The sequence below is a fragment of the Enterobacter sp. 01-M-02-SI-ECC genome (genome assembly GCF_047530595.1).
Classification (GTDB): Bacteria; Pseudomonadota; Gammaproteobacteria; order Enterobacterales; family Enterobacteriaceae; genus Enterobacter; species Enterobacter cloacae_M.
Map to the genome: position 1 here is coordinate 1 of NZ_JBLKCZ010000009.1, position 20,237 is coordinate 20,237.

Below are 20,237 nucleotides of genomic sequence, written 5' to 3' on the forward strand. Positions count from 1 at the left end.
CCGTCTGAATTTGCAGCGGGCTGGAGAAAGGGTCATTCTGAGAATGAAGATTCCGACGTTACTAACTGAGTGTTGTATCTAATCGTGGGGGCAGGTCAGCGCCTCGACCTATCTGTACAAAGCCGTATCTACCGGGCAGCTTCTGAAATCAGCGGAGATGAAATGGTACCGTATAAACGATGCAGGTCTGGAAGAGGAATATTTCAATATGTTTTTGGAAAACGTCAAAGTCGTTTCGGTTACACCGGTAATGGCGAACTGTAAAGATCCGCACACCCAGCATCTTAACCATATGGAAATCGTTGAACTACGCTACGAGAAAATCACCTGGAAATTTGTCGATGGCAATCTCATTCACTCTGATTCATGGAATGAAAGAACTACAGCCTAGCGGAGGAATTTATGGCCAGACTTACTTTTGATGGTTGTGCCCATACGCTTTCATTGCTAGGTAGTGATGGCTCTATTGTTGACACGTGGACCGCTTATAATAACGTCGATCGCAGAGCCACATTCAAACACATTAGTAACGGCACATATCAGATACAGGATAAATCAAAGCCACATTTACACCCAGGCGATAGTGAAGATGGTTCGTATGGGACTTATGGAATCATTCGATTTAGTTATCCCGGACACCCCGGTGTAGGTGTACATTCAGGTCAGGCGCATAGCCCTTATAAACCAGGGCCAGAACATCCGACAATGGGATGCATCCGAACTACTGATGAGGCGATGAAGAAAATAAAAGAGCACATGGCTAAATCCTCCCTCTCAACCATCACCGTATCAAATAACAGCGCCTGCTCGGCCATGAGTGCGACGCAGAAATTTGAAAATATCTATATCCCACCGGGAATGAACTTGATATGAAAACGATGCAGTTGTTTTTGATTATGTTAGTGATATCGCGCGTGGCTTATGCAAATGACTGTACTTCTGTTGAAGAAATGGACAGGGCAGATAACGCAGCCTCTGCCATTCAGGACTGGCAAGGCGTCCATTCTTTTTACAAAAATTACAGACAGTGTGATGAGGGATATATCGCAGAAGGGATATCAGCGACTATTGTCGGGCTGTTAGCCAACAACTGGAAGACCTCCCATCAACTCATGCAGCTATCTGTAAGCGATCGCGCTTTTGAGTCATGGATGATTAATCACATCGATACGACCACGAACGATCGTGATCTCGAGAAAGTCGTGAGAAATGCCACGGATAGTTGCCAGGAAGGCGCTAAAGCGTTCTGCAAACAGATTGAGAATGCCGCACAAGGCGCGTTGAAGGAACTGCAAAGCCAATAGCCAAGCGTGGTTTCGCAGGTAGAGCAGGAAACGGAGCTATCCTCACCCTCCACGTTACAGGCTCCTGCTCACTTCCCCACCTCACAAACTGCAAAACTAAAGAAATCCCCCATCGCGCCGATCATCATCCGTGTGTATTATTTCCTGTAGCTTTTACAACAACTAACCTTAACTCAAATACTTAAGCGCCAAAGCGAAAGGCATCATGAGCACATCGATCAAACGGCTAGAAATCATTAAAAATGCCATTGAACTGGAAGATGACGACATCATCCAGAGCCAGCTGACACGGCTGAAAAATGAAGCGTTTGACGATGAGCTACAGGCAATCGTCGTGGCGCTTGAAAAGAAGAACTACACCGCTGCGATGGCGGCCATTACCGCCTGGCTGCAGGGCCAGCGCGCCGTGACCCAGTGGCGCGATCCGCAGGTGGCCGCCAGCAAGCTGGAACTGAAGGCGCTGGAAGAACGTCTGCGCGATCTGATTGACCGCCGCAACGTCCGGGTGCAGCAGCTTGATGAGTTCAACGATCTCTATTTCTCTCGCCTCGGGCCGCTGATGCAGCAGATCCTCGCCCTGCGTAAAACCTTGGCCGAGCTGAACCTGCGCCGTCAGCAGGCGGAAGCGCGTCGTCGCGAGGAAGATTACCGTCGCTGCCAGCGCTATATGGCGCAGGCGGTAGAGGTGCTGGCGACGCTCACCCAGCGCTGGCGCGATCTCCCGGCCGACTCCGTGCAGGCCGCTGAGGCGCGCAAGCATCTTGAACAGCAAAGCAATCTGATTGCCAATCTGCTAGCCGAAGCGCTGGAGCTGGAGAGCGGCTTAACGCGCGAAGAGGAGCCTGCGCGTCAGGCGCGAGACGACGCTAACGAAGAGTACGAGAAATATCGCGAGCAGCATCACGATGCCGAAGTGCGGCTGCGCAAGGGTAAGGATCTTTCGGAAGAGGATCGGAACGAGCTGAAGCGTCTCTGGCGGCAGGCGAGCAAGCTCTGCCATCCGGATCTGGTGGCGGACGATCTGAAAGAGGAAGCTAACGCGATGATGGTGCAGCTCAACCAGGCGAAGCAGCGTGGCGACGTTAAAACCATTCGCTCACTGGTGGCCCGCCTGCAGCAGGGCTTTGAGCCATTGATGGCAAGCGACAGGCTGAACGATCTGGAACGTATCCGCAAAAAAATGGCGCAGGTTCGCGAGCAGATAGACATTTTAGTGAACGAGCTGGCGGAGCTGGAGAAAGAGGAGTCCTGGCTTCTGGTCTCGTCGCTGAACAATATGGAAGCGTACTTCGCTCAGCAGGAGAAAGCCCTGCACGAGGTCCGCGCCTCGCTCGAACATCAGGTGAGCGAAGCGCAGCTGGATTCCGCCGCCTGATTATTTGGCGTGCCAGTATGCGCTGGCACGCACCAGCTGCTGGTCAATCGCATCGGTTTCAAACTGACGGCTCAGCGTCTTCACCACCTTCCCTTCCCCGGTCAGCCAGATGAAATAGTCTTCACCAGGAACGGTCAGCGCCGCCAGATGGTCCGCTACCGCCTGCTCACTGTGGCCTACAACCCAGGTGATGTTGAATTCGCTCAGGTGCGCCAGATAGTCCTTATAAGAGTCGTCCCCAACCGTCACTACCGCATGAATTTCCGGGCGAACCGGCAGTTTAGCAATGCTCTCTAAGCGTCGACGCAGCGCGGGCATGCCGGACTCGTCGCACACGTACAGCTGCCAGGCGTAATCCTCCGGCACCACCAGCGAACCGCGCGGACCGCCGATGGTCAGCCTGTCGCCCACTTTTGCCTCAACCGCCCAGCGGCTGGCAATGCCGCCGTCATGAACGAAGAAATCGAGCACCAGCTCATGGTTTGCCTCGTCGTACAGCGGCGTGTAGTCGCGCGTCTGAGGACGTACGCCGTCACCCCAGTCGATACCTTCATCGGTGACCACCGGCGGCACAAACACCGCGCCCGGGGCAGGGAAAAAGACTTTGGTATGGTCGTCGAAACCGCGGGAGCTAAAGCCTTCCAGCTGCTCGCCGCCTAAAACAATGCGCTGGAAACCCGCGCTGGCGCGTTCAACGCGGAGCACCGTCAGCTCGCGAAAGCGCAGGTCATTACGAACACGCTGTGGGTAACGGGTAGATGCCATTTTTTAGCCCCTTCTCTGGTGAATACGATATATCTAAATCAATTTTTAAATGATAATGATTACTAATAAGCAAAAATGCAAGATCTTTTAGATTGCATCTGAATATATCTTAGATATAGTTTAGATATATCAAATTGAGAGAGCTACTATGCGACACGAACACGACAGCGGCGGGCGCCGACCGCGCTTTTTCGGCCATGGCGATCTGCGGCTGGTGATTCTGGATATTCTGACCCGCAGCGCGAGCCACGGCTACGAGCTCATCAAAGAGATCGAGAATCTGACCCAGGGGAATTACACCCCGAGCCCAGGCGTGATCTACCCGACCCTGGATTATCTTCAGGATCAGACCTTTATCACCATTACGGAAGAAGAGAACGGTCGTAAGACGATTACGATTACCGCTGAAGGACAACGCTGGCTGGACGAAAACCGGGAGCAGCTGGAACAGATCCAGGTGCGTATCAAAGCGCGTTCCGTCGGTTTTCAGCTGCGCAAAAACCCGCAGATGAAGCGGGCGCTGGATAACTTCAAAGCGGTGTTAGATCTGAAGGTGAATCAGGGAGAGCTCAGCGACGCGCAGCTCAAGCAGATTATCGGCGTTATTGACCGCGCGGCGCTCGAGATCTCCCAGCTGGATTAAGCCGGAGCGTGCTCGCTCACGCGGAAGACGCGCACCAACTCCTTCAGGTGCATCGCCTGTTCGTTAAGCGATGCTGCCGCCGCGACGGACTCCTCCACCAGCGCGGAGTTCTGCTGGGTGGTGGCATCAATCAGGCCAATCGCGCTATTAATCTGCGAGATACCTTCCGTCTGCTCGTGGCTGGCCTGGCGGATTTCGCGCAGGATCACGTCCATCTCTTCCACGTTGCCGACCATCCCATTAATCAACGCACTCGCTTTTTCAACCAGGTTCATCCCGTCCCGGGTCTGGCTGGTAGAGCTCTCAATCAGCTCGCGGATTTCGCTGGCAGATGACGCGCTCTTCTGGGCAAGCTGGCGAACTTCACCCGCCACCACCGCAAAGCCGCGACCGTGCTCGCCGGCGCGCGCCGCTTCCACCGCCGCGTTCAGCGCCAGAATGTTGGTCTGGAACGCAATGGCGTCGATCAGGTCGATAATGTCGGACATCCGGTTCGACGTCTCGTTAATCAGGCGCATTTTGCTGGTCACCTGCTTCATCATCTCGCCGTTGTTTTTAACCACCGTGGCGGCATCGGCCGAAAGGTTGGTCGCTTCCCCGGTATGCGAGGCGGTATTTTTCACCGTCGCGGTGATCTGCTCCATCGAGGCGGCGGTCTGTTCTACAGAACTTGCCTGCTCTTCCGTGCGCGCGGCCAGATCCTGGTTCCCGGCGACAATCTGCGCGGCAGCGCTGGAGATATTCTCCGAGCCGGTTTGCACCTGCTGCACGATGTCCAGCAGTCGCGTTTTCATCTCCATCAGCGCATGCAGCAGCAGACCCGTTTCGTCTTTGCCGTGTGGCGTGATGCTGCCCGTGAGATCGCCCTCAGAAATGGCTTTTGCAAAATGTACCGCCTCGCCGAGCGGACGAGTGATAGCGCGCACGATAAACCAGCCAATCAGGCTGCCTGCCGCAATGCTAAAGAGCGTGAGCAGGATCAGCAGCAGTCGGTTAGACCTGAAATCCCCTTCCACCTGCGCGCCGGCACTCTGCATCTCGCTGTTTTGAATGGTAATCAGCTCCTTCACCTTCGCTTTATAAGCCTGCTGCACGGCGAGGGTGGTGGTCATCATCTCCTGAATAGCGCCCGCACGATTGTTGTTCTGCACCGCCTGCAAAATGCGGTAGCGCGAGTCCAGATACTGCTGACGCACGCTGCGGATCTCCGCCAGCACCTGCTGAGACTTTTGATCCTGCAACGCGGTGTTCAGCTCTCCCAGGATCACCGTGATATGCTCGCTGATCTCTTTCAGGCGCTGCTGAGATTGCCCAGTGTAGGTGCCCTGCTCGTCCAGCAGCATCAGCTGTTGAGTGCTAATAAATTCCTGGAAGTTATCAATTAACTGGTTCGCTTTTACCGTGGTCGGATAATCACTGGTAATAATGGATTGCATCCCGTTATTAGCCCGGTTCAGACTCAGCAGAGACAGGCTCGCGCTGATCGCCATCAGGACAATAAAGAACCCAAACGCCAGAAATAATTTCGTGCCGATCTTTACGTCATGTAAGAACATATTTTCTCCATCGATATGATTATTTCTCAGACGATCGCTGTTATCGGTAACGATTTCGCTAACTTTATGAGTTTGATCGTTTTTTTATTTCATAACCCACACAATGGATAGGTAGAGGCTATTAATATTGCCCCATTGATCGTTACCAGACCACCAGAGAGGCATTTTTCAAAATAGCCTTCTGGATAATTGACTTAGGCAGGGATAAATAACTGAGGTACTTTCTTTAGTTATTTAATATTAGATTAACAATAAAATACATTAATAGTCACAAGCAGAAAATAAAAAGCCGTTTATTCCTTACGAAATAAACGGCTTTTTTTGGAACATTACTGGCTCAATGAAGCACAGTCACCGCATCCTTGAGACGTCCGGCGCGATGCTTCACCATCGCAGAAATGTGTGCGCTCTCCTCGACCAGGTCGGCGTTTTTCTGCGTAATGCTGTCGAGTTCAGCCACCGCACGGGTCAGCTCAGAGAGTCCGGTTGCCTGCTCGGAGGTCGCGTGGCTGATCTGGGCGATAAGCTGCGTCACGTTTTTCACCTGCTCGACAATATCATCCATCGTGCGACCTGCGGCGTGAACCTGCTCAGAGCCGGACTGCACCTTGCTGGCGCTGGCATCAATGAGTTTACGAATATCATTGGCGGCACTGGCGCTTCGGCTGGCGAGATGGCGCACTTCGCCCGCGACCACGGCAAAACCTTTTCCCTGCTCTCCTGCCCTTGCCGCTTCAACCGCCGCGTTCAGCGCAAGAATATTGGTCTGGAAAGCGATATCGTTAATCAGGGAGGTAATCGAGCCAATTCGCTGCGTGCTGTCGGCAATGTCATCCATGGTTTTGACAACGGTCTGCATCGCGTTGCCCCCTTTCGTCGCCGCGCTGCTCGCGGCCACGGAGAGTTTATCCACCTCGGCGGCGGTTTCAGAGTTACTCTGAACGGAAGCGGCCATCTGGTTCATTGTCGCGACGGTCTGCTGCACGTTCGCCACGGTCTGACGCGTGCGATCGTTCAGATCTTCATTTCCCTGTGCCAGCCTGTCGCTGCCGTCACGGACGCTCACCACCTGGCTCGACACGTCATTGATTAACCAGCGGCACATCAGCCCCAGTTGCCCTACCGCGCGCAGCGTCAGCCCCAGCTCGTCGCTGCGGTTCAGATGCTGCACGCTGTTGCGCTCACCGGTTGCGACCTTCAGGGCCTGTCGCGCCACATTCTCTACCGGGCGGACAATCTGCTGCTCAAACAGCAGTGTCCCCAGCAGCATGACCAGAGCGGCTGCGGCGAGCGGCATCCACCCGGCGGAGGTCGCGATCAGCGTGGCGGCGAGAACGGCAAAAAGCGCCGCCATCACGCTGCGCACGCGCCAGCGCAGCGGCATAGCCGGCAGTTTGCCCAGCCAGCCTTTTCCAACCACAAGCCCTTTATGAATACGTTTCATACAGCTTCCGTCGTTCAGCGCCCGGTAGAGCGGCTCCACGGCGGCAATCTCTTCCGCTGTGGCTTTGGTGCGAATGGACATATAGCCTGTCACCAGCCCCTGGCGTACCATCGGCACCGCATTCGCACGCACCCAGTAGTGATCACCGTTTTTGCGCCGGTTTTTGACAATTCCGCTCCACGGCTCGCCCTGCTGCAGCGTGTACCACATATCGGCAAACGCGGCTTTTGGCATATCGGGGTGGCGCACCATATTGTGCGGCTGGCCCGTCAGCTCATCGAGCTGGTAGCCGCTCACCTGCACAAAGGTGTCGTTGGCGTGTGTGATGTAGCTGTGGACGTCTGTGGTAGACATTAAGGTGGTGTCATCGTCCAGAGGATATTCATTCTGGGTGACATAGGTTGGAGAGGACATCGTGGGCATCCCTTGCAGGTTATTTGAATGTTAATTTTGTGGGTCAATGTTTTTTCGGCGGTAAACAATTTATCTTTAGTTGTTAAACTTGATGAAGATCGCAGATTTGACTTAAACCATACTTTTTGTGCGATTTTATAATTCATTGATTTCAAATACTTTCGCAAAGAAATTACCTGTAAAGCATGATCAGTTAATGCCCACTTAAGTTGCAGCGAATGCACTTCTTTAGTGCAGATGCGGTTTTCCGCCCTCATTTATCCTTTCTGTCCTGTACCGCTGAATCCCGTTTCGGTTGCTCCGGCATGATTAAATATTGTGCAACATTATTTTAACCTGGCGTTTATCCCGATTTTCGTTAAGTCATCTGAAGTGGCGTAATCCCTGCAATACTTAAACCAGTATCATGTGATACGCGATCCCCGGGAGCACATTTTGAACAGGTTACCTTCCAGCGCCTCGGCTCTTGCCTGTACCGCGCACGCACTGAATCTCATTGAGAAGCGAACGCTCGATCATGAGGAGATGAAACAACTTAACCGAGAGGTCATCGATTACTTTAAAGAGCACGTCAATCCAGGTTTTCTGGAGTATCGCAAATCTGTTACCGCCGGCGGGGATTACGGAGCCGTAGAGTGGCAAGCGGGGAGTCTTAACACGCTTGTCGACACCCAGGGACAGGAGTTTATCGATTGCCTGGGTGGTTTTGGTATCTTCAACGTGGGGCACCGTAATCCAGTTGTGGTTTCCGCCGTACAGAATCAACTTGCGAAACAACCTCTCCATAGCCAGGAACTGCTCGACCCGCTTCGCGCTATGCTCGCGAAAACGCTGGCGGCCTTAACGCCCGGCAAACTGAAGTACAGCTTCTTTAGCAACAGCGGCACGGAATCGGTCGAAGCGGCGATTAAACTCGCCAAAGCGTACCAGTCGCCGCGCGGGAAATTCACCTTTATCGCCACCAGCGGCGCGTTCCACGGTAAATCTCTGGGCGCACTGTCTGCTACCGCCAAATCCACCTTCCGCAAACCGTTTATGCCGCTGCTGCCGGGCTTCCGCCACGTGCCGTTTGGCGACATCAACGCCATGCGCACCGTGCTGAGCGAATGCCGTAAAACCGGCGATGACGTGGCGGCGGTAATCCTGGAGCCGATTCAGGGTGAAGGCGGCGTAATCCTCTCTCCGCAGGGCTATCTGCCCGCCGTGCGTCAGCTGTGCGATGAGTTTGGCGCGCTGCTGATCCTCGACGAAGTCCAGACCGGGATGGGGCGCACTGGCAAAATGTTTGCCTGCGAGCACGAAAACGTTCAGCCGGACATCCTGTGCCTGGCGAAGGCGCTCGGCGGCGGCGTGATGCCGATTGGAGCGACGGTTGCGACTGAAGAGGTCTTCTCGGTGCTGTTCGACAACCCGTTCCTGCATACCACCACTTTTGGCGGTAACCCGCTGGCCTGTGCGGCCGCGCTGGCAACTATCAACGTGCTGCTGGAGCAAAACCTGCCCGCGCAGGCGGAGCAGAAAGGCGACATGCTGCTGGACGGCTTCCGTCAGCTAGGCCGGGAGTATCCGGACCTGGTGCAGGACGCGCGTGGCAAAGGGATGCTGATGGCGATTGAGTTTGTCGATAACGAAACCGGCTATAGCTTCGCAAGCGAGATGTTCCGCCAGCGGGTGCTGGTGGCCGGCACGCTCAACAACTCGAAAACCATCCGCATTGAACCGCCGCTGACGCTGACGATTGAGCAGTGCGAGCAGGTGCTGAAAGCGGCGCGTAAAGCGCTGGCAGCGCTGCGAATAAGTGTGGAAGAGGCGTAAAAAATCACCGGGCCTGCAGGCAGTTGCAGGCCCGGTTTTTAGCGGTGGAACTCCGCCACCGTCATGGTAAAGCGCAGAACGTTTTTTCCCTCATTGGCATAACCGTGCGCAGCTTCCGTTTTCGCCACCGCCGATGCGCCTGCAGCAACCTGCGTAACCGTCTCGTCCACCGTCAGCGTTAAAACGCCTTCGTTCACGTGCAGCAGCTCAAAGGTTCCCGCCGGATGCCCCGGAGAGGTAAAGCGCTCTCCCGGCTGCATCTCCCACTGCCATAGCTCAATCATATCCGGGCCTGCCGTTCCCGCCAGCAGTCTGGCGCGTCCACCCTGTGCGCCCTGCCACAGCACCGGAATCGCGGACTCTTCGATAACATGCACCAGCGGCTCGCTGGAGACGTTGACGATATCCGCTACGGAGATGCCGAGCGCGGCGGCCAGCTTGCACAAGATGGCGATACTGGGGTTGGCTGCGCCCTTTTCGATCTCCACCAGCATGCCTTTACTGACGCTGGCCCGGCGGGACAGCTCGTCCAACGACAGCTTTTTCTCTTTACGCCAGTTGCGGATGCGGTTCGCCACGGCCAGGCTTACCTGGGCAACATCGGCACCCGAATCAGTCATTATATTGACCTTAACAGTCATTGGTCACTACCATGGTATAAAACAGTCAATACAGGATTATTTATGTCTCTCGTTACGCCGTCAATAGATTCGCGTCTTGCCGGGATTGCCCCGGGCTTTCGGGCGCTGAGCATTCTGGTTGAAGCTGCGCCGATTACCCACCCGGAGGTTGCGCCCGCCGCGCTGGCGCAGGCCTGCCAGCAGATGTTGAATGATGATGTGCCGTGGGCTGATGCACATCTTTCAGACTGGGATGAGGTGTTTAAAGCCTTCGGCGCGAAACCGAAACGCACGCCCTGCTCGGCCTCCGCCCTGCGCAAGCGGGTACTGAAAGACGGTTCGCTGCCGTCGCTGGATCCGGTGGTGGATATCTATAATGCGGTGAGCATTCGCTATGCCATTCCGGTAGGTGGGGAAAATCTCGCGGCGTACTCGGGTGCGCCGCGCCTGACGCTGGCAGACGGCAGCGAGCCGTTTGATACCTTTAAGGAGGGAGAGCCGATGGTGGAATACCCGGATGCTGGCGAGGTTATCTGGCGAGACGACCTCGGCGTCACCTGCCGCCGCTGGAACTGGCGACAGGGGGTCCGTACCCTTCTGGACAGCCAGGCACAATCTATGTGGTTTATTCTTGAAAGCCTGCCGTCAATGCCGCTTGCGGCACTGGAAGAGGCAGGAGAAGAGCTGGTCAACAACCTGCAGCGGCTGATGCCGGGAGCCACGGCTCGGGTTCAGCTGCTGACGCTGTAGGAGGACATCACGATGTTTCACGGGTTAAGCGCGTTTCCGTTAACGCCCCTGAAAGAGGGGACGTTTGACGAGCACGCCTTCATCAATCTTCTGCGCCCCGTGGTCGACGCTGGCGTGGATTCACTCGGCATTTTGGGCTCAACGGGAAGTTACGCCTATCTGACCGTTGAAAAGCGCGGTCGGATCGCACGCTGCGCGGTGGCGCATGCTGATGACATTCCGGTCATCGTCAGCATCGGCGCATTGCGGCTGGACGATATTCTGCGTCTGGCTGACGACGCGCAATCGGCAGGAGTCTCCGGCGTACTGCTGGCACCCGTGTCGTACCAGCGATTAACGGAAGACGAAGTGTTTCATCTCTATGAGACGGTGACCCGCCAGATCTCCGTACCGCTGTGCATTTACGATAATCCCGCCACGACTGGTTTTTCGTTTAGCGATGAACTGTTATTTGCCGCCGCGGCCCTGCCGAATATAGGGTCCATAAAGCTTGGCCGCGTGCCGGAGGACCTGTCGCAGGTACGCGCTCGTCTTCCGGATACCGTCACGCTGGGCATCGCCGGTGACTGGCGAGCGGCCTCTGCCCTGCAGGCCGGGTTTGACGTCTGGTACTCGGTGGTCGGCGGGTTGTTTCCGCAAACAGCGCTGGCGATTGCCCGTTCGAAACAGTCGGCACAATCCGAGCGGCTGGAGCCGCTTTGGGCGCTGTTCCGCCATTATGGTAGTTTGCGGGTGGTAGCGGCAGCGGCAGAAATGCTGGGGAAAGTGGAAACGCCCGCGCTACCCTTCCCCCTTCAGGCTATTCAGGGTGAGCCGCGCGAAGCGCTTGCTGCGATAATTGCGGATCTGGTGCTGGCCTGAACAACGCCGGGTGGCGCTAGCGCTAACCCGGCCTACAAAACCTTTATAACGCCTGTTACTCCGGCAACAGCCCTACAAAACTGCGTTTCTTGCGCGGCTCCGACATCAGCTCCTCAAGCTTATCCACGCACGCCAGATAGTGCGGGGTTTGCTTGTGCGCCAGCACCGCCTCTTCGTCTTTATAGGCTTCGTAGATAAAGAACCGGGTCTTCACCCTCGGGTCCTGCAATACGTCAAAGCGCAGGTTTCCCGGCTCCTGGATTGCCCCCTCGTGGTTGGCGCGAAACACCTCCAGAAATTCGTCCACCCGCTCGGGCTTGATGTTGATCTCAACCAGCGTCACGTTCATTTTGCTTCTCCCTGTTTCTCTTCCTGCCAGAACTGGAACGCATCGCGGGCGTTCCAGTTCTCGTGAACCACTTTTTTCACCGCCTTCAGCATGGCGAGCGGCGCGCTGGACTGGAATATATTGCGCCCCATGTCCACGCCGGACGCGCCCTGGTCGATCGCCCGCCAGCACATCTCCAGCGCCTCGTGCTCCGGCAGCTTTTTGCCCCCGGCGATCACAATCGGCACCGGGCAGCTGGCGGTCACTTTTTCAAAGCCCTCGTCCACGTAGTAGGTTTTGACGAACTGCGCGCCCATTTCGGCGGCGATGCGGCTGGCCAGCGAGAAATAGCGCGCGTCCCGCGCCATCTCTTTACCGACGCCCGTCACCGCCAGCGTCGGCATGCCGTAGCGCGCGCCCGCATCGACAAGCTTGATGATGTTGTTGATCGACTGATGCTCAAACTCGCTGCCGATATACACCTGCGCCGCCACCGCGCAGACGTTCAGGCGCAGCGCGTCTTCCATCGCCACCGCCACGCACTCGTTCGACAGCTCGCCCAGAATCGAGTTACCGCCGGAGGCGCGCAGCACCACCGGTTTGTTCGTCGCGGCTGGCACCTGGCTCCTGAGGATGCCGCGGGTGCACATCAGCACGTCGGTTTCGCCAAACAGCGGCGCGATGGAGAGATCGATGCGCTCAAGGCCGGTGGTCGGCCCCTGAAAGTAGCCGTGGTCAAAGGCCAGCATCACCGTGCGATTGCTCTGCGGATTGAAGATGCGCGCCAGGCGGGACTGCATGCCCCAGTCCAGCGAGCCGCAGCCCTTCAGGGTGTAAGGCACATTCTTCTGCGGCGTGCCGATGCCAAAATCCTTGCCGTCTTTGATGTCGTCTAAATCAGCCATTTGCTCCCCCGTCAGAAATCGTATTTGCTGATGTTCTCTTTGGTGAACACCACCCGCTCCGGCAGCAGCACGATGCCGTTGCCCTTCGCCTCATACTGGTAGCCCTGCACGCTGTTCGGTTCGACCTTCAGCACGCCGATATTTTTTACGTCCACGCTGTCGCCGACGTTAAGATCGCCTTTTTTCAGCAGGCGATCGGCGACATTGACCGCAATTTTGCCCTGTTGCACCACGTCCCACAGGCCGAAGGCCTTCACCGTGCCGCGCTCAACGTACGGGCGCATCACGTTCGGCGTGCTGAACCCGACAATCGCCACCTCTTCCCGCTTCAGGTTTTCCGCCGCCTGCGCCGCGGCTGGCAGCGCGTTGGCGTCCGGGGCGATGATCGCATCCAGATCCGGATACGCTTTTAAGATCCCTTCGGCGGTTTGCAGAGATTTGGTGGCGTCGTTATAGCCAAACTGGGTGGTGACGACCTGCCACTGGGGGTGATCTTTCTCGATTTTGGCCTTCGCCTCTTTCACCCACTGGTTCTGGTCGGTGACGGTGGGGCTGGAGTAGAAGAACGCCACTTTAGCGTTCGGTTTGGTGACCTGCTTGCCCGCCATCTCAACCAGCAGGCCGCCCAGCTGTTCCGGCGTCCCCTGGTTGATGTAGATGCTGCGGCACTCCGGTTTGGTGTCCGAATCCCAGGTCAGAACCTTGACGCCGCGCTGCATCGCGCGCTTGAGCGCCGGACACAACCCATCCGGCGACACGGCGGAGACGATGATGGCGTTATAGCCCTGGTTGACGAAGTTATTGATGAGCTGCACCTGGCCGGAGACGCTCGGCTCGGTCGGACCGTCGTAGGTTACGTCCACGCCGAGATCTTTCCCCGCCTCTTTCGCGCCGTTGCCGCCGCTGGTGAAGAACCCCACGCCCACCAGCTTCGGGATAAAGGCAATGCGGTCCGCCGCCTGCGCCGAGGCGAAGCTGAGGGCCATTGCCAGGACTATCAGTTTTGTTTTCATCTTACGCTCCGGATAGTTTTCTAAAGAGAGAACGCACCCATTCGCGGTGCAGACTCAGCGAACGTCCCATCACCACCACAACCAGCAGCGCCCCTGACAGCGCGCTCGACACCTGGTTAGGGATGCCGACCATCTGTAAACCCTGCTGCAGGTAGCCCACCAGCAGCGCCGCCAGCGCCGTACCGACAACCGAACCTGACCCGCCGTAGATATTGGCCCCGCCCAGCACGGCGGCGGTGAGCGCAGGCATCAGCAAATCGCGCCCCAGATCCGAACGCGCGGAGCCGAAATAGGAGACCATCACCAGCGCGGCAATCGCCGAGGCCACGCCCACCAGACCGTACAGCGCGTAGGGCATGCCGTTCACCGACAGCGCCGCATAGCGCGCCGCGCGCGGGTTTTGCCCGATCAAAAACAGGTGACGGCCAAAGCGCCCGCGGTGGGTAATCAGCCAGAAGAAAACGGTAATCACCGCGAACAGCACCAGCGGGATCGGCAGACCCAGCACCGTGAGGTTAGCGAACGCCGTGAAGCTGTCTGGGAAGCCGCCGATGCCCTCATAGCCCGTCGCACCCGCCATGCCGGAGAGCAGCAGCGCGCCGCCGCCGTAGAGGTAGAGCGTGCCGAGGGTGATCACCAGCGGGCTGATTCCCGTGTAGTGAATAAGCGCCGCGTTTACCAGCCCGCACAGCAGTCCCAGCACCAGCGTCAGCGGAACGGCGACCGCCATCGGCCACCCCGCCTGCATCATCACGCCCAGCGCGATGGCGCACAGGCCGATGGTCGAGCCGAGGGAGATGTCGATCCCGCCGCTGACGATCACCAGCGTGAGCGGCAGCGCCACAATGCCGATGCAGATGAAGTCGCTGGTGCTGAACAGCAGCATGTTGATATCGAGCATGCGCGGGTTGATGGCGCCAAAGAGCAGGATCTCCAGCACCAGCAAAATCAGCAGCGCGCTTTCCCAGTTAAGCCTCATTTAAGCCACCTCTTTTTTGCGTTTGGGAAACGGGGTGACGTGCTTTCCCCCTTTGTTACCCGGCTGGAAGCGGCCGTACTTCAGCGCCCGCTGATGGCGTGCCAGCGCCTGGCGCAGGCGCCCGTCGAGCACCAAAACGCCCAGCAGCACCAGCCCGGCGATAAAGTCGTTCCACCACGCCGGGAGCCTGAACAGCACCAGCACGGTGTCGATTTGGGTCAGGAAGAAGGCGCCGAGCAGCGCGCCAACCAGCGTGCCCGTGCCGCCCAGCAGCGAAATCCCCCCGAGCACGCAGGCGGCGATGGCCTTCATCTCCAGCCCGCTGCCGGTCTGGTTGGGCACAAAGCCAATCTGCGCGGCAAAGACGATCCCGGCGCAGGCCGCCAGCATGCCGTTCAGGGTAAAGGCGATCATGCGGGTGCGGTTCACCGCCACGCCCAGCTGGCGCGCGGCGGCGAGGTTATCCCCCACCGCGTAGAAATCACGCCCGAACGCGGTGCGCGAGAGCGTCCACGCGCCTGTGACCGCGACGATCAACACCAGCATGCCGAGCGGCGAAATGCCGATGGCGGCAGGCTCAGAGAGGGATTTCAGCCCGGGCGGCAGCCCCTCAATCCACTTTCCGCCGGTCCAGAGCAGCATCGCCCCGCGGTACAGCCCCAGCGTGCCGAGGGTGGCGACAATCGCCGGGATGCGCAGCCCCACCACCAGGAACCCGTTGAACGCCCCGGCCAACGCGCCAATAGACATCGCGAAGAGAATGGAAACGGGCAGGCTGTAGCCGCTATTAAGCGCCACGCCGACGGCGATGGCGGACAGCCCGACGATGGAGCCGACGGACACGTCGATATTGCGGGTCAGCATCACCAGCGCCGCGCCGATGGCCAGCAGGATCAGGATCTGCGAGCTGGCAAAAATCATCCCCAGCGTCTGAAGGCTGAAGTAGGACGGGTTCAGCGCCACCAGCACGGCGAACAGCGCCAGAATGGCGAGAAACGCGCTCAGCTCGCGGTTTTTGAGTAAGGTCTTCATGATTGCCCTCCAAACGCCAGCGCCATCATCCTGTCGAGGCTGACGGCGTGGCGCGGCAGCTCGCCGCTGAGCACGCCCTGATGCATCACCAGCACCCGGTCCGCGAGCCCAGGAAACTCGTCGAGATCGCTTGAGATCATCAGCACCGCCACGTTCTGCGCCGCCACGCTTTTTATCAGCTGGTAGATATCGGCGCGCGCCGAGACGTCCACCCCGCGCGTCGGTTCATCGACGATCAGCAGCAGCGGATTGGCCTCCAGGCAACGCGCCAGCAGCACCTTCTGCTGGTTGCCGCCGGAGAGCGTGCGCACGGTTTGATCCGCATGGTTGAGCTTGATCCCCAGCGCCCGGTGATAGCGCTCCACCACCGCAGACTCCCGCTTGCGCTGCTGCCAAATCGACGGCTCGTTCAGCGCCACGGTGTTCCAGCGGATCGGCGCGTCGAGGAACAGGCCGGACACCTGCCTGTCTTCCGGCAGGTAAACCAGCCCTTTTTCCAGGCGTGAACTTACCGGATCGCCGGTGATCTCCTGGTTTTCCAGCCAGACGCGCCCACCGCGCACGGGCCGCAGGCCGTAGAGCGTTTCCGCAAACTCGGTGCGCCCGGATCCCACCAGCCCGGCCAGGCCGACGATCTCACCGGCGTAGATCTCAAGGCTGAGATCGATAAACCCTTCCCCGGTGAGATCGTCAACGCGCAGCACCGGGAAATCCTGCGGCTGGGTGCGGCGGTTGCCCGGCAGCGCCAGCCACAGCTTTTGCGTATCGCTGAGGGATTTCTCCCGGCTTACCGGCGTCATGGCGGCGATCAGGGCGCTGTCGTCAAACTGCGCGGTTTCGCCGCTCAGCACCACCGCGCCGTCGCGCATCACCGAGACGTGGCTCGAAAACATGCGAATTTCCGGCAGCTTGTGCGAGATAAAGACAATCCCGACGCCGAGCGCCTGCAGGGCGCGGATCTGGCGGAACAGCCGCTCGGTTTCGCCGGGCGTGAGGGAGGCCGTGGGTTCGTCGAGGATCAGGATCCTCGCGTTGCGCATCAGACCGCGCAGGATCTCCACCATCTGCTGATCCGCCACCTCCAGGGTGCTGGCGGCGGCGTCGAGGTTAAGCTGGCACTGCAGCTGCTGGAGCTTCTCCGCCAGCCGTTTTTCCAAATCGCGTTCGCGCGGCAGGCGGAACAGGATATTTTCCCGCACCGTCAGGTTGGGGAACAGCAGCGGCTCCTGCGGCACCAGATAAATGCCTAACCTGTGCGCCTGAGCGGGCGTGAGCCGCGCATATGACTGCCCCTCGACAGAAAGTTCACCGCTGTCCGGCGTTTCCACCCCGGCGATGATCTTCATCAGCGTCGATTTTCCCGCGCCGTTTCCGCCCATCAGGGCGTGCACCTGGCCCGCAAGCAGCGTGAAATCTATGCCTTTTAAGACCGGCACGCCTGAGAACTGCTTGCTGATATTCCGCGCGTCGAGAAGTGGTGTCATCATCGCTCCGCTATTGAACAAATGATTTTTAGATTTAATAATGTTCAAAAGCGTAGACGGTGAACTATATTTACAACCGTGCAGGGATCACAGTTTTATCGATTGAGATACAGATAAACCAGAAACGATCGAAAAGATCCGTTTTGTCGCGTGGCTCACACTTTCCCTTCGCGCCATCACGAACATATGATCTAAATTTTTATAAGAGTTCAACTATGAGCGATAAACGCACTGCGGAAGAAGGACGGTTTGCCGGGCTGGCACTGGCGGAAGAGGAACTCGTGGCGCGCGTGGCCTGGTGCTACTACCACGACGGATTAACCCAGAACGACATCGGCGAGCGGCTCGGGCTGCCGCGCCTGAAGATCTCCCGCCTGCTGGAAAAAGGCCGTCAGTCCGGGGTGATCCGCGTGCAGATCAACTCCCGCTACGAGGGCTGCCTGGCGCTGGAGACCGAGCTACAGCAGCGCTTCGGCCTGAAGCTGGTGCGCGTGATGCCCGCGTTAAATACGCCGCCGATGAACGTGCGGCTGGGCATTGGCGCGGCACAGTCGCTGATGGGCGTACTGGAGCCCGGCCAGCTTCTGGCGGTGGGGTTTGGTGAAACCACCATGAGCTGCCTGCAGCACCTGAGCGGCTTTATCAGCTCGCAGCAGATCCGCCTGGTGACGCTCTCCGGCGGCGTTGGGCCGTATATGACCGGTATCGGTCAGCTGGACGCGGCCTGCAGCGTCAGCATGATCCCCGCCCCGCTTCGCGTGTCATCCGCAGAAGTTGCCGGGATCTTAAAACGCGAGACCAGCGTGCGGGACGTGATCCTCGCCGCGACCGCCGCCGACGTGGCAGTGGTCGGCATTGGTTCAGTGAACCAGCGCCGTGACGCCACGATACTGCGATCCGGCTATATCAGCGAAGGTGAACAGCTGATGTACGCCCGCAAAGGCGCGGTCGGCGACATTCTCGGCTATTTCCTCAATGCCGAAGGCGAGTGCGTTGAGGAGCTGGAGATCCACAAAGAACTGCTGGGCGTCACGCTCGATGAACTGGCGCAGCTGCCCACCATCGTTGGCGTGGCCGGAGGGGAAGAGAAAGCCGATGCGATTTATGCCGCACTGAAGGGTCGCCGTATCAATGGCCTGGTGACGGAGGAGACGACAGCCCGCGCGGTGCTGGCCCTGACGTAACGGGCAGGCCCTGCGCTAACAACGAGGCAAGCTCATGAGTTACCTTTTAGCGTTAGATGCAGGGACAGGCAGCGTTCGCGCCGTTATTTTCGATTTACAGGGCAACCAGATTGCCGTCGGCCAGGCCGAGTGGAAGCACCTGAGCGTGGAGAACGTGCCGGGATCGATGGAGTTCGACCTCGAGACCAACTGGCTGCTGGCCTGCCGGTGCATTCATCAGGCGCTGGAACGTGCGCGCCTGAGCGCGGCGGATATTAAGTCTGTCGCCTGCTGCTCGATGCGCGAAGGGATCGTGCTGTATGACCGCAACGGCGAGGCCATCTGGGCCTGCGCCAACGTCGACGCCCGCGCCAGCCGCGAGGTGGCCGAACTCAAAGAGATCCACGACGATCGTTTTGAATCCGAGGTGTATGAGGTTTCCGGCCAGACGCTGGCGCTGAGCGCCATGCCGCGCCTCCTGTGGCTGGCGCACCATCGCCCGGATATTTACCGCAAGGCCGCGACCATCACCATGATCAGCGACTGGCTGGCGGCGAAGCTCTCCGGCGAGCTGGCGGTCGACCCGTCTAACGCGGGCACCACCGGCATGCTGGATCTCTTCTCTCGCGACTGGCGTCCGGCGCTGCTCGACATGGCCGGGCTGCGCGCCGATATCCTCTCCCCGGTGAAAGAGACCGGTACCGTGCTGGGCGCGATGACCAAAGAGGCCGCGCAGCAGAGCGGCCTGCGAGAAGGCACCCCGGTGGTGATGGGCGGCGGCGACGTGCAGCTGGGCTGTCTGGGGCTGGGCGTGGTCCGCGCCGGCCAGACGGCGGTACTGGGCGGTACCTTCTGGCAGCAGGTGGTCAATCTGCCGCAGGTGCGCACCGACCCCGACATGAACATCCGCGTGAACCCACACGTTATTCCCGGTATGGCGCAGGCGGAGTCGATCAGCTTCTTCACCGGGCTGACCATGCGCTGGTTCCGCGACGCATTCTGCGCCGAGGAAAAGCTGATTGCCGAGCGGATGGGGATGGACACCTATTCCCTGCTGGAAGAGATGGCCAGCCGCGTGCCGGCGGGCTCCCACGGGGTGATGCCGATCTTCTCCGACGCGATGCATTTCAAGCAGTGGTACCACGCCGCGCCGTCGTTTATTAACCTCTCCATCGACCCGGAAAAGTGCAACAAAGCGACGCTGTTCCGCGCCCTGGAGGAGAACGCGGCGATTGTCTCGGCCTGCAACCTGGCGCAGATCTCGCGCTTCTCCGGCGTGACGCTTGAAAGCCTGGTGTTTGCGGGCGGCGGGGCTAAGGGCGCCCTGTGGAGTCAGATTTTAAGCGACGTCACCGGGCTGCCGGTGCGCGTGCCGGAAGTGAAAGAGGCAACGGCGCTCGGCTGCGCGATTGCCGCCGGCGCGGGCGCGGGGCTGTTTGCCGATATGGCCTCGACGGGCGAGCGGCTGGTGAAATGGAGCCGCGAGTTCACGCCGAACCCGCAGCACCGCGAGCTGTACGACGGCATGATGCAGAAATGGCAGGCAGTGTACGCGGACCAGCTCGGGCTGGTGGACAGCGGGCTGACGACGTCGATGTGGCAGGCGCCGGGGCTGGTGCGGACATCCCCCTCACCCCGGCCCTCTCCCTAAGGGAGAGGGAGATTACGTCCCCTCTCCCCGTGGGAGAGGGTTAGGGTGAGGGCATCAGGCCACACCAATATTTGAATCCCATCACAATCACTGCATTCGCCTTTTCCCTTTTACTCCCCGCTGGCTAAATTAGTA

Annotated in this window: 19 protein-coding genes and 1 pseudogene; 10 read left to right on the plus strand and 10 right to left on the minus strand. The window is 58.6% G+C overall.

Features of this window, described 5'->3' with window-relative positions; all coding sequences use genetic code 11:
* Nucleotides 1-97: 97 nt before the first annotated feature.
* The 4 genes and pseudogenes from tssD to ACMWLG_RS13350 all read left to right on the plus strand — a co-directional run.
* A pseudogene (gene tssD / locus ACMWLG_RS13335) lies at nucleotides 98-391 on the plus strand (type VI secretion system tube protein TssD); the annotation flags it as partial.
* An 11-nt stretch (nucleotides 392-402) separates the two neighbouring features.
* Nucleotides 403-873, plus strand: coding sequence for a L,D-transpeptidase family protein (locus tag ACMWLG_RS13340; RefSeq protein ID WP_023309260.1), 471 nt, complete (start codon nucleotides 403-405; stop codon nucleotides 871-873).
* Nucleotides 870-1,304, plus strand: a complete 435-nt coding sequence (locus tag ACMWLG_RS13345) for a hypothetical protein (RefSeq protein WP_045620106.1) — start codon at nucleotides 870-872, stop codon at nucleotides 1,302-1,304. Before ACMWLG_RS13340 ends, ACMWLG_RS13345 begins: the two co-directional genes overlap by 4 nt.
* Nucleotides 1,305-1,509: 205 nt before the next feature.
* Nucleotides 1,510-2,679 carry a DNA repair protein gene (locus ACMWLG_RS13350; RefSeq protein WP_045403419.1) on the plus strand — a complete coding sequence of 390 codons (1,170 nt, stop codon included), beginning with the start codon at nucleotides 1,510-1,512 and terminating at the stop codon, nucleotides 2,677-2,679.
* On the opposite strand, the gene ACMWLG_RS13355 is transcribed toward ACMWLG_RS13350, so the two are convergent.
* Nucleotides 2,680-3,444 (minus strand): siderophore-interacting protein, encoded by a 765-nt coding sequence (locus tag ACMWLG_RS13355; RefSeq protein WP_045403421.1) that lies wholly within the window; start codon nucleotides 3,442-3,444, stop codon nucleotides 2,680-2,682.
* Nucleotides 3,445-3,592: 148 nt separating this feature from the next.
* On the opposite strand from ACMWLG_RS13355, the gene ACMWLG_RS13360 reads away from it, so the two are divergent.
* Nucleotides 3,593-4,087: a PadR family transcriptional regulator gene (locus ACMWLG_RS13360; protein ID WP_029741394.1), complete on the plus strand. Its 495-nt coding sequence runs from the start codon at nucleotides 3,593-3,595 to the stop codon at nucleotides 4,085-4,087.
* On the opposite strand, the gene ACMWLG_RS13365 is transcribed toward ACMWLG_RS13360, so the two are convergent.
* Together ACMWLG_RS13365 and ACMWLG_RS13370 are read right to left on the minus strand one after the other, a co-directional pair.
* Nucleotides 4,084-5,643 (minus strand): methyl-accepting chemotaxis protein, encoded by a 1,560-nt coding sequence (locus ACMWLG_RS13365; protein WP_045403424.1) that lies wholly within the window; start codon nucleotides 5,641-5,643, stop codon nucleotides 4,084-4,086. The genes ACMWLG_RS13360 and ACMWLG_RS13365 overlap by 4 nt on opposite strands.
* A gap of 337 nt (nucleotides 5,644-5,980) precedes the next feature.
* Nucleotides 5,981-7,501 (minus strand): PAS domain-containing methyl-accepting chemotaxis protein, encoded by a 1,521-nt coding sequence (locus tag ACMWLG_RS13370; RefSeq protein ID WP_045403428.1) that lies wholly within the window; start codon nucleotides 7,499-7,501, stop codon nucleotides 5,981-5,983.
* A 435-nt stretch (nucleotides 7,502-7,936) separates the two neighbouring features.
* Here ACMWLG_RS13370 and ygjG point away from each other — a divergent pair, with 435 nt between their 5' ends.
* The gene (gene ygjG, locus ACMWLG_RS13375) at nucleotides 7,937-9,316 is read left to right on the plus strand and encodes a putrescine aminotransferase (RefSeq protein ID WP_414762992.1); all 1,380 of its coding nucleotides are present in this window, start codon (nucleotides 7,937-7,939) and stop codon (nucleotides 9,314-9,316) included.
* Between the two features lie 38 nt (nucleotides 9,317-9,354).
* On the opposite strand, the gene ACMWLG_RS13380 is transcribed toward ygjG, so the two are convergent.
* The gene (locus tag ACMWLG_RS13380) at nucleotides 9,355-9,957 is read right to left on the minus strand and encodes a helix-turn-helix domain-containing protein (RefSeq protein WP_045403431.1); all 603 of its coding nucleotides are present in this window, start codon (nucleotides 9,955-9,957) and stop codon (nucleotides 9,355-9,357) included.
* Nucleotides 9,958-9,999: 42 nt separating this feature from the next.
* Here ACMWLG_RS13380 and ACMWLG_RS13385 point away from each other — a divergent pair, with 42 nt between their 5' ends.
* Both ACMWLG_RS13385 and ACMWLG_RS13390 read left to right on the plus strand, forming a co-directional pair.
* On the plus strand, nucleotides 10,000-10,686 hold the full coding sequence (locus tag ACMWLG_RS13385) for a B3/4 domain-containing protein (protein ID WP_045403433.1): 687 nt from the start codon (nucleotides 10,000-10,002) through the stop codon (nucleotides 10,684-10,686).
* Nucleotides 10,687-10,698: 12 nt separating this feature from the next.
* Complete coding sequence (locus tag ACMWLG_RS13390; protein ID WP_045403436.1) at nucleotides 10,699-11,547, plus strand: dihydrodipicolinate synthase family protein; 849 nt, start codon at nucleotides 10,699-10,701, stop codon at nucleotides 11,545-11,547.
* A 55-nt stretch (nucleotides 11,548-11,602) separates the two neighbouring features.
* Here ACMWLG_RS13390 and lsrG read toward each other — a convergent pair whose 3' ends face one another.
* The 6 genes from lsrG to lsrA are packed head-to-tail and all read right to left on the minus strand — an operon-like array spanning nucleotide 11,603 to nucleotide 17,288.
* The gene (gene lsrG, locus ACMWLG_RS13395; protein WP_008503162.1) at nucleotides 11,603-11,896 is read right to left on the minus strand and encodes a (4S)-4-hydroxy-5-phosphonooxypentane-2,3-dione isomerase; all 294 of its coding nucleotides are present in this window, start codon (nucleotides 11,894-11,896) and stop codon (nucleotides 11,603-11,605) included.
* Nucleotides 11,893-12,780 carry a 3-hydroxy-5-phosphonooxypentane-2,4-dione thiolase gene (gene lsrF, locus ACMWLG_RS13400; protein WP_045353994.1) on the minus strand — a complete coding sequence of 296 codons (888 nt, stop codon included), beginning with the start codon at nucleotides 12,778-12,780 and terminating at the stop codon, nucleotides 11,893-11,895. The genes lsrG and lsrF overlap by 4 nt, the downstream gene beginning before the upstream one ends.
* Nucleotides 12,781-12,791: 11 nt before the next feature.
* On the minus strand, nucleotides 12,792-13,793 hold the full coding sequence (lsrB, locus tag ACMWLG_RS13405; RefSeq protein WP_045403438.1) for an autoinducer 2 ABC transporter substrate-binding protein LsrB: 1,002 nt from the start codon (nucleotides 13,791-13,793) through the stop codon (nucleotides 12,792-12,794).
* 1 nt (nucleotide 13,794) lies between these two features.
* Nucleotides 13,795-14,772: an autoinducer 2 ABC transporter permease LsrD gene (gene lsrD, locus ACMWLG_RS13410; RefSeq protein WP_045403440.1), complete on the minus strand. Its 978-nt coding sequence runs from the start codon at nucleotides 14,770-14,772 to the stop codon at nucleotides 13,795-13,797.
* Complete coding sequence (gene lsrC / locus ACMWLG_RS13415; RefSeq protein WP_045403443.1) at nucleotides 14,773-15,804, minus strand: autoinducer 2 ABC transporter permease LsrC; 1,032 nt, start codon at nucleotides 15,802-15,804, stop codon at nucleotides 14,773-14,775.
* Nucleotides 15,801-17,288 carry an autoinducer 2 ABC transporter ATP-binding protein LsrA gene (gene lsrA, locus ACMWLG_RS13420; RefSeq protein ID WP_045403447.1) on the minus strand — a complete coding sequence of 496 codons (1,488 nt, stop codon included), beginning with the start codon at nucleotides 17,286-17,288 and terminating at the stop codon, nucleotides 15,801-15,803. The genes lsrC and lsrA overlap by 4 nt, the downstream gene beginning before the upstream one ends.
* Before the next feature lie 215 nt (nucleotides 17,289-17,503).
* On the opposite strand from lsrA, the gene lsrR reads away from it, so the two are divergent.
* Together lsrR and lsrK are read left to right on the plus strand one after the other, a co-directional pair.
* Nucleotides 17,504-18,472, plus strand: a complete 969-nt coding sequence (gene lsrR / locus ACMWLG_RS13425; RefSeq protein ID WP_045403450.1) for a transcriptional regulator LsrR — start codon at nucleotides 17,504-17,506, stop codon at nucleotides 18,470-18,472.
* 34 nt (nucleotides 18,473-18,506) lie between these two features.
* A complete protein-coding gene (lsrK, locus tag ACMWLG_RS13430; protein ID WP_045403453.1) occupies nucleotides 18,507-20,102 on the plus strand; it encodes an autoinducer-2 kinase in 1,596 nt (531 codons plus the stop codon).
* Nucleotides 20,103-20,237: the final 135 nt, after the last annotated feature.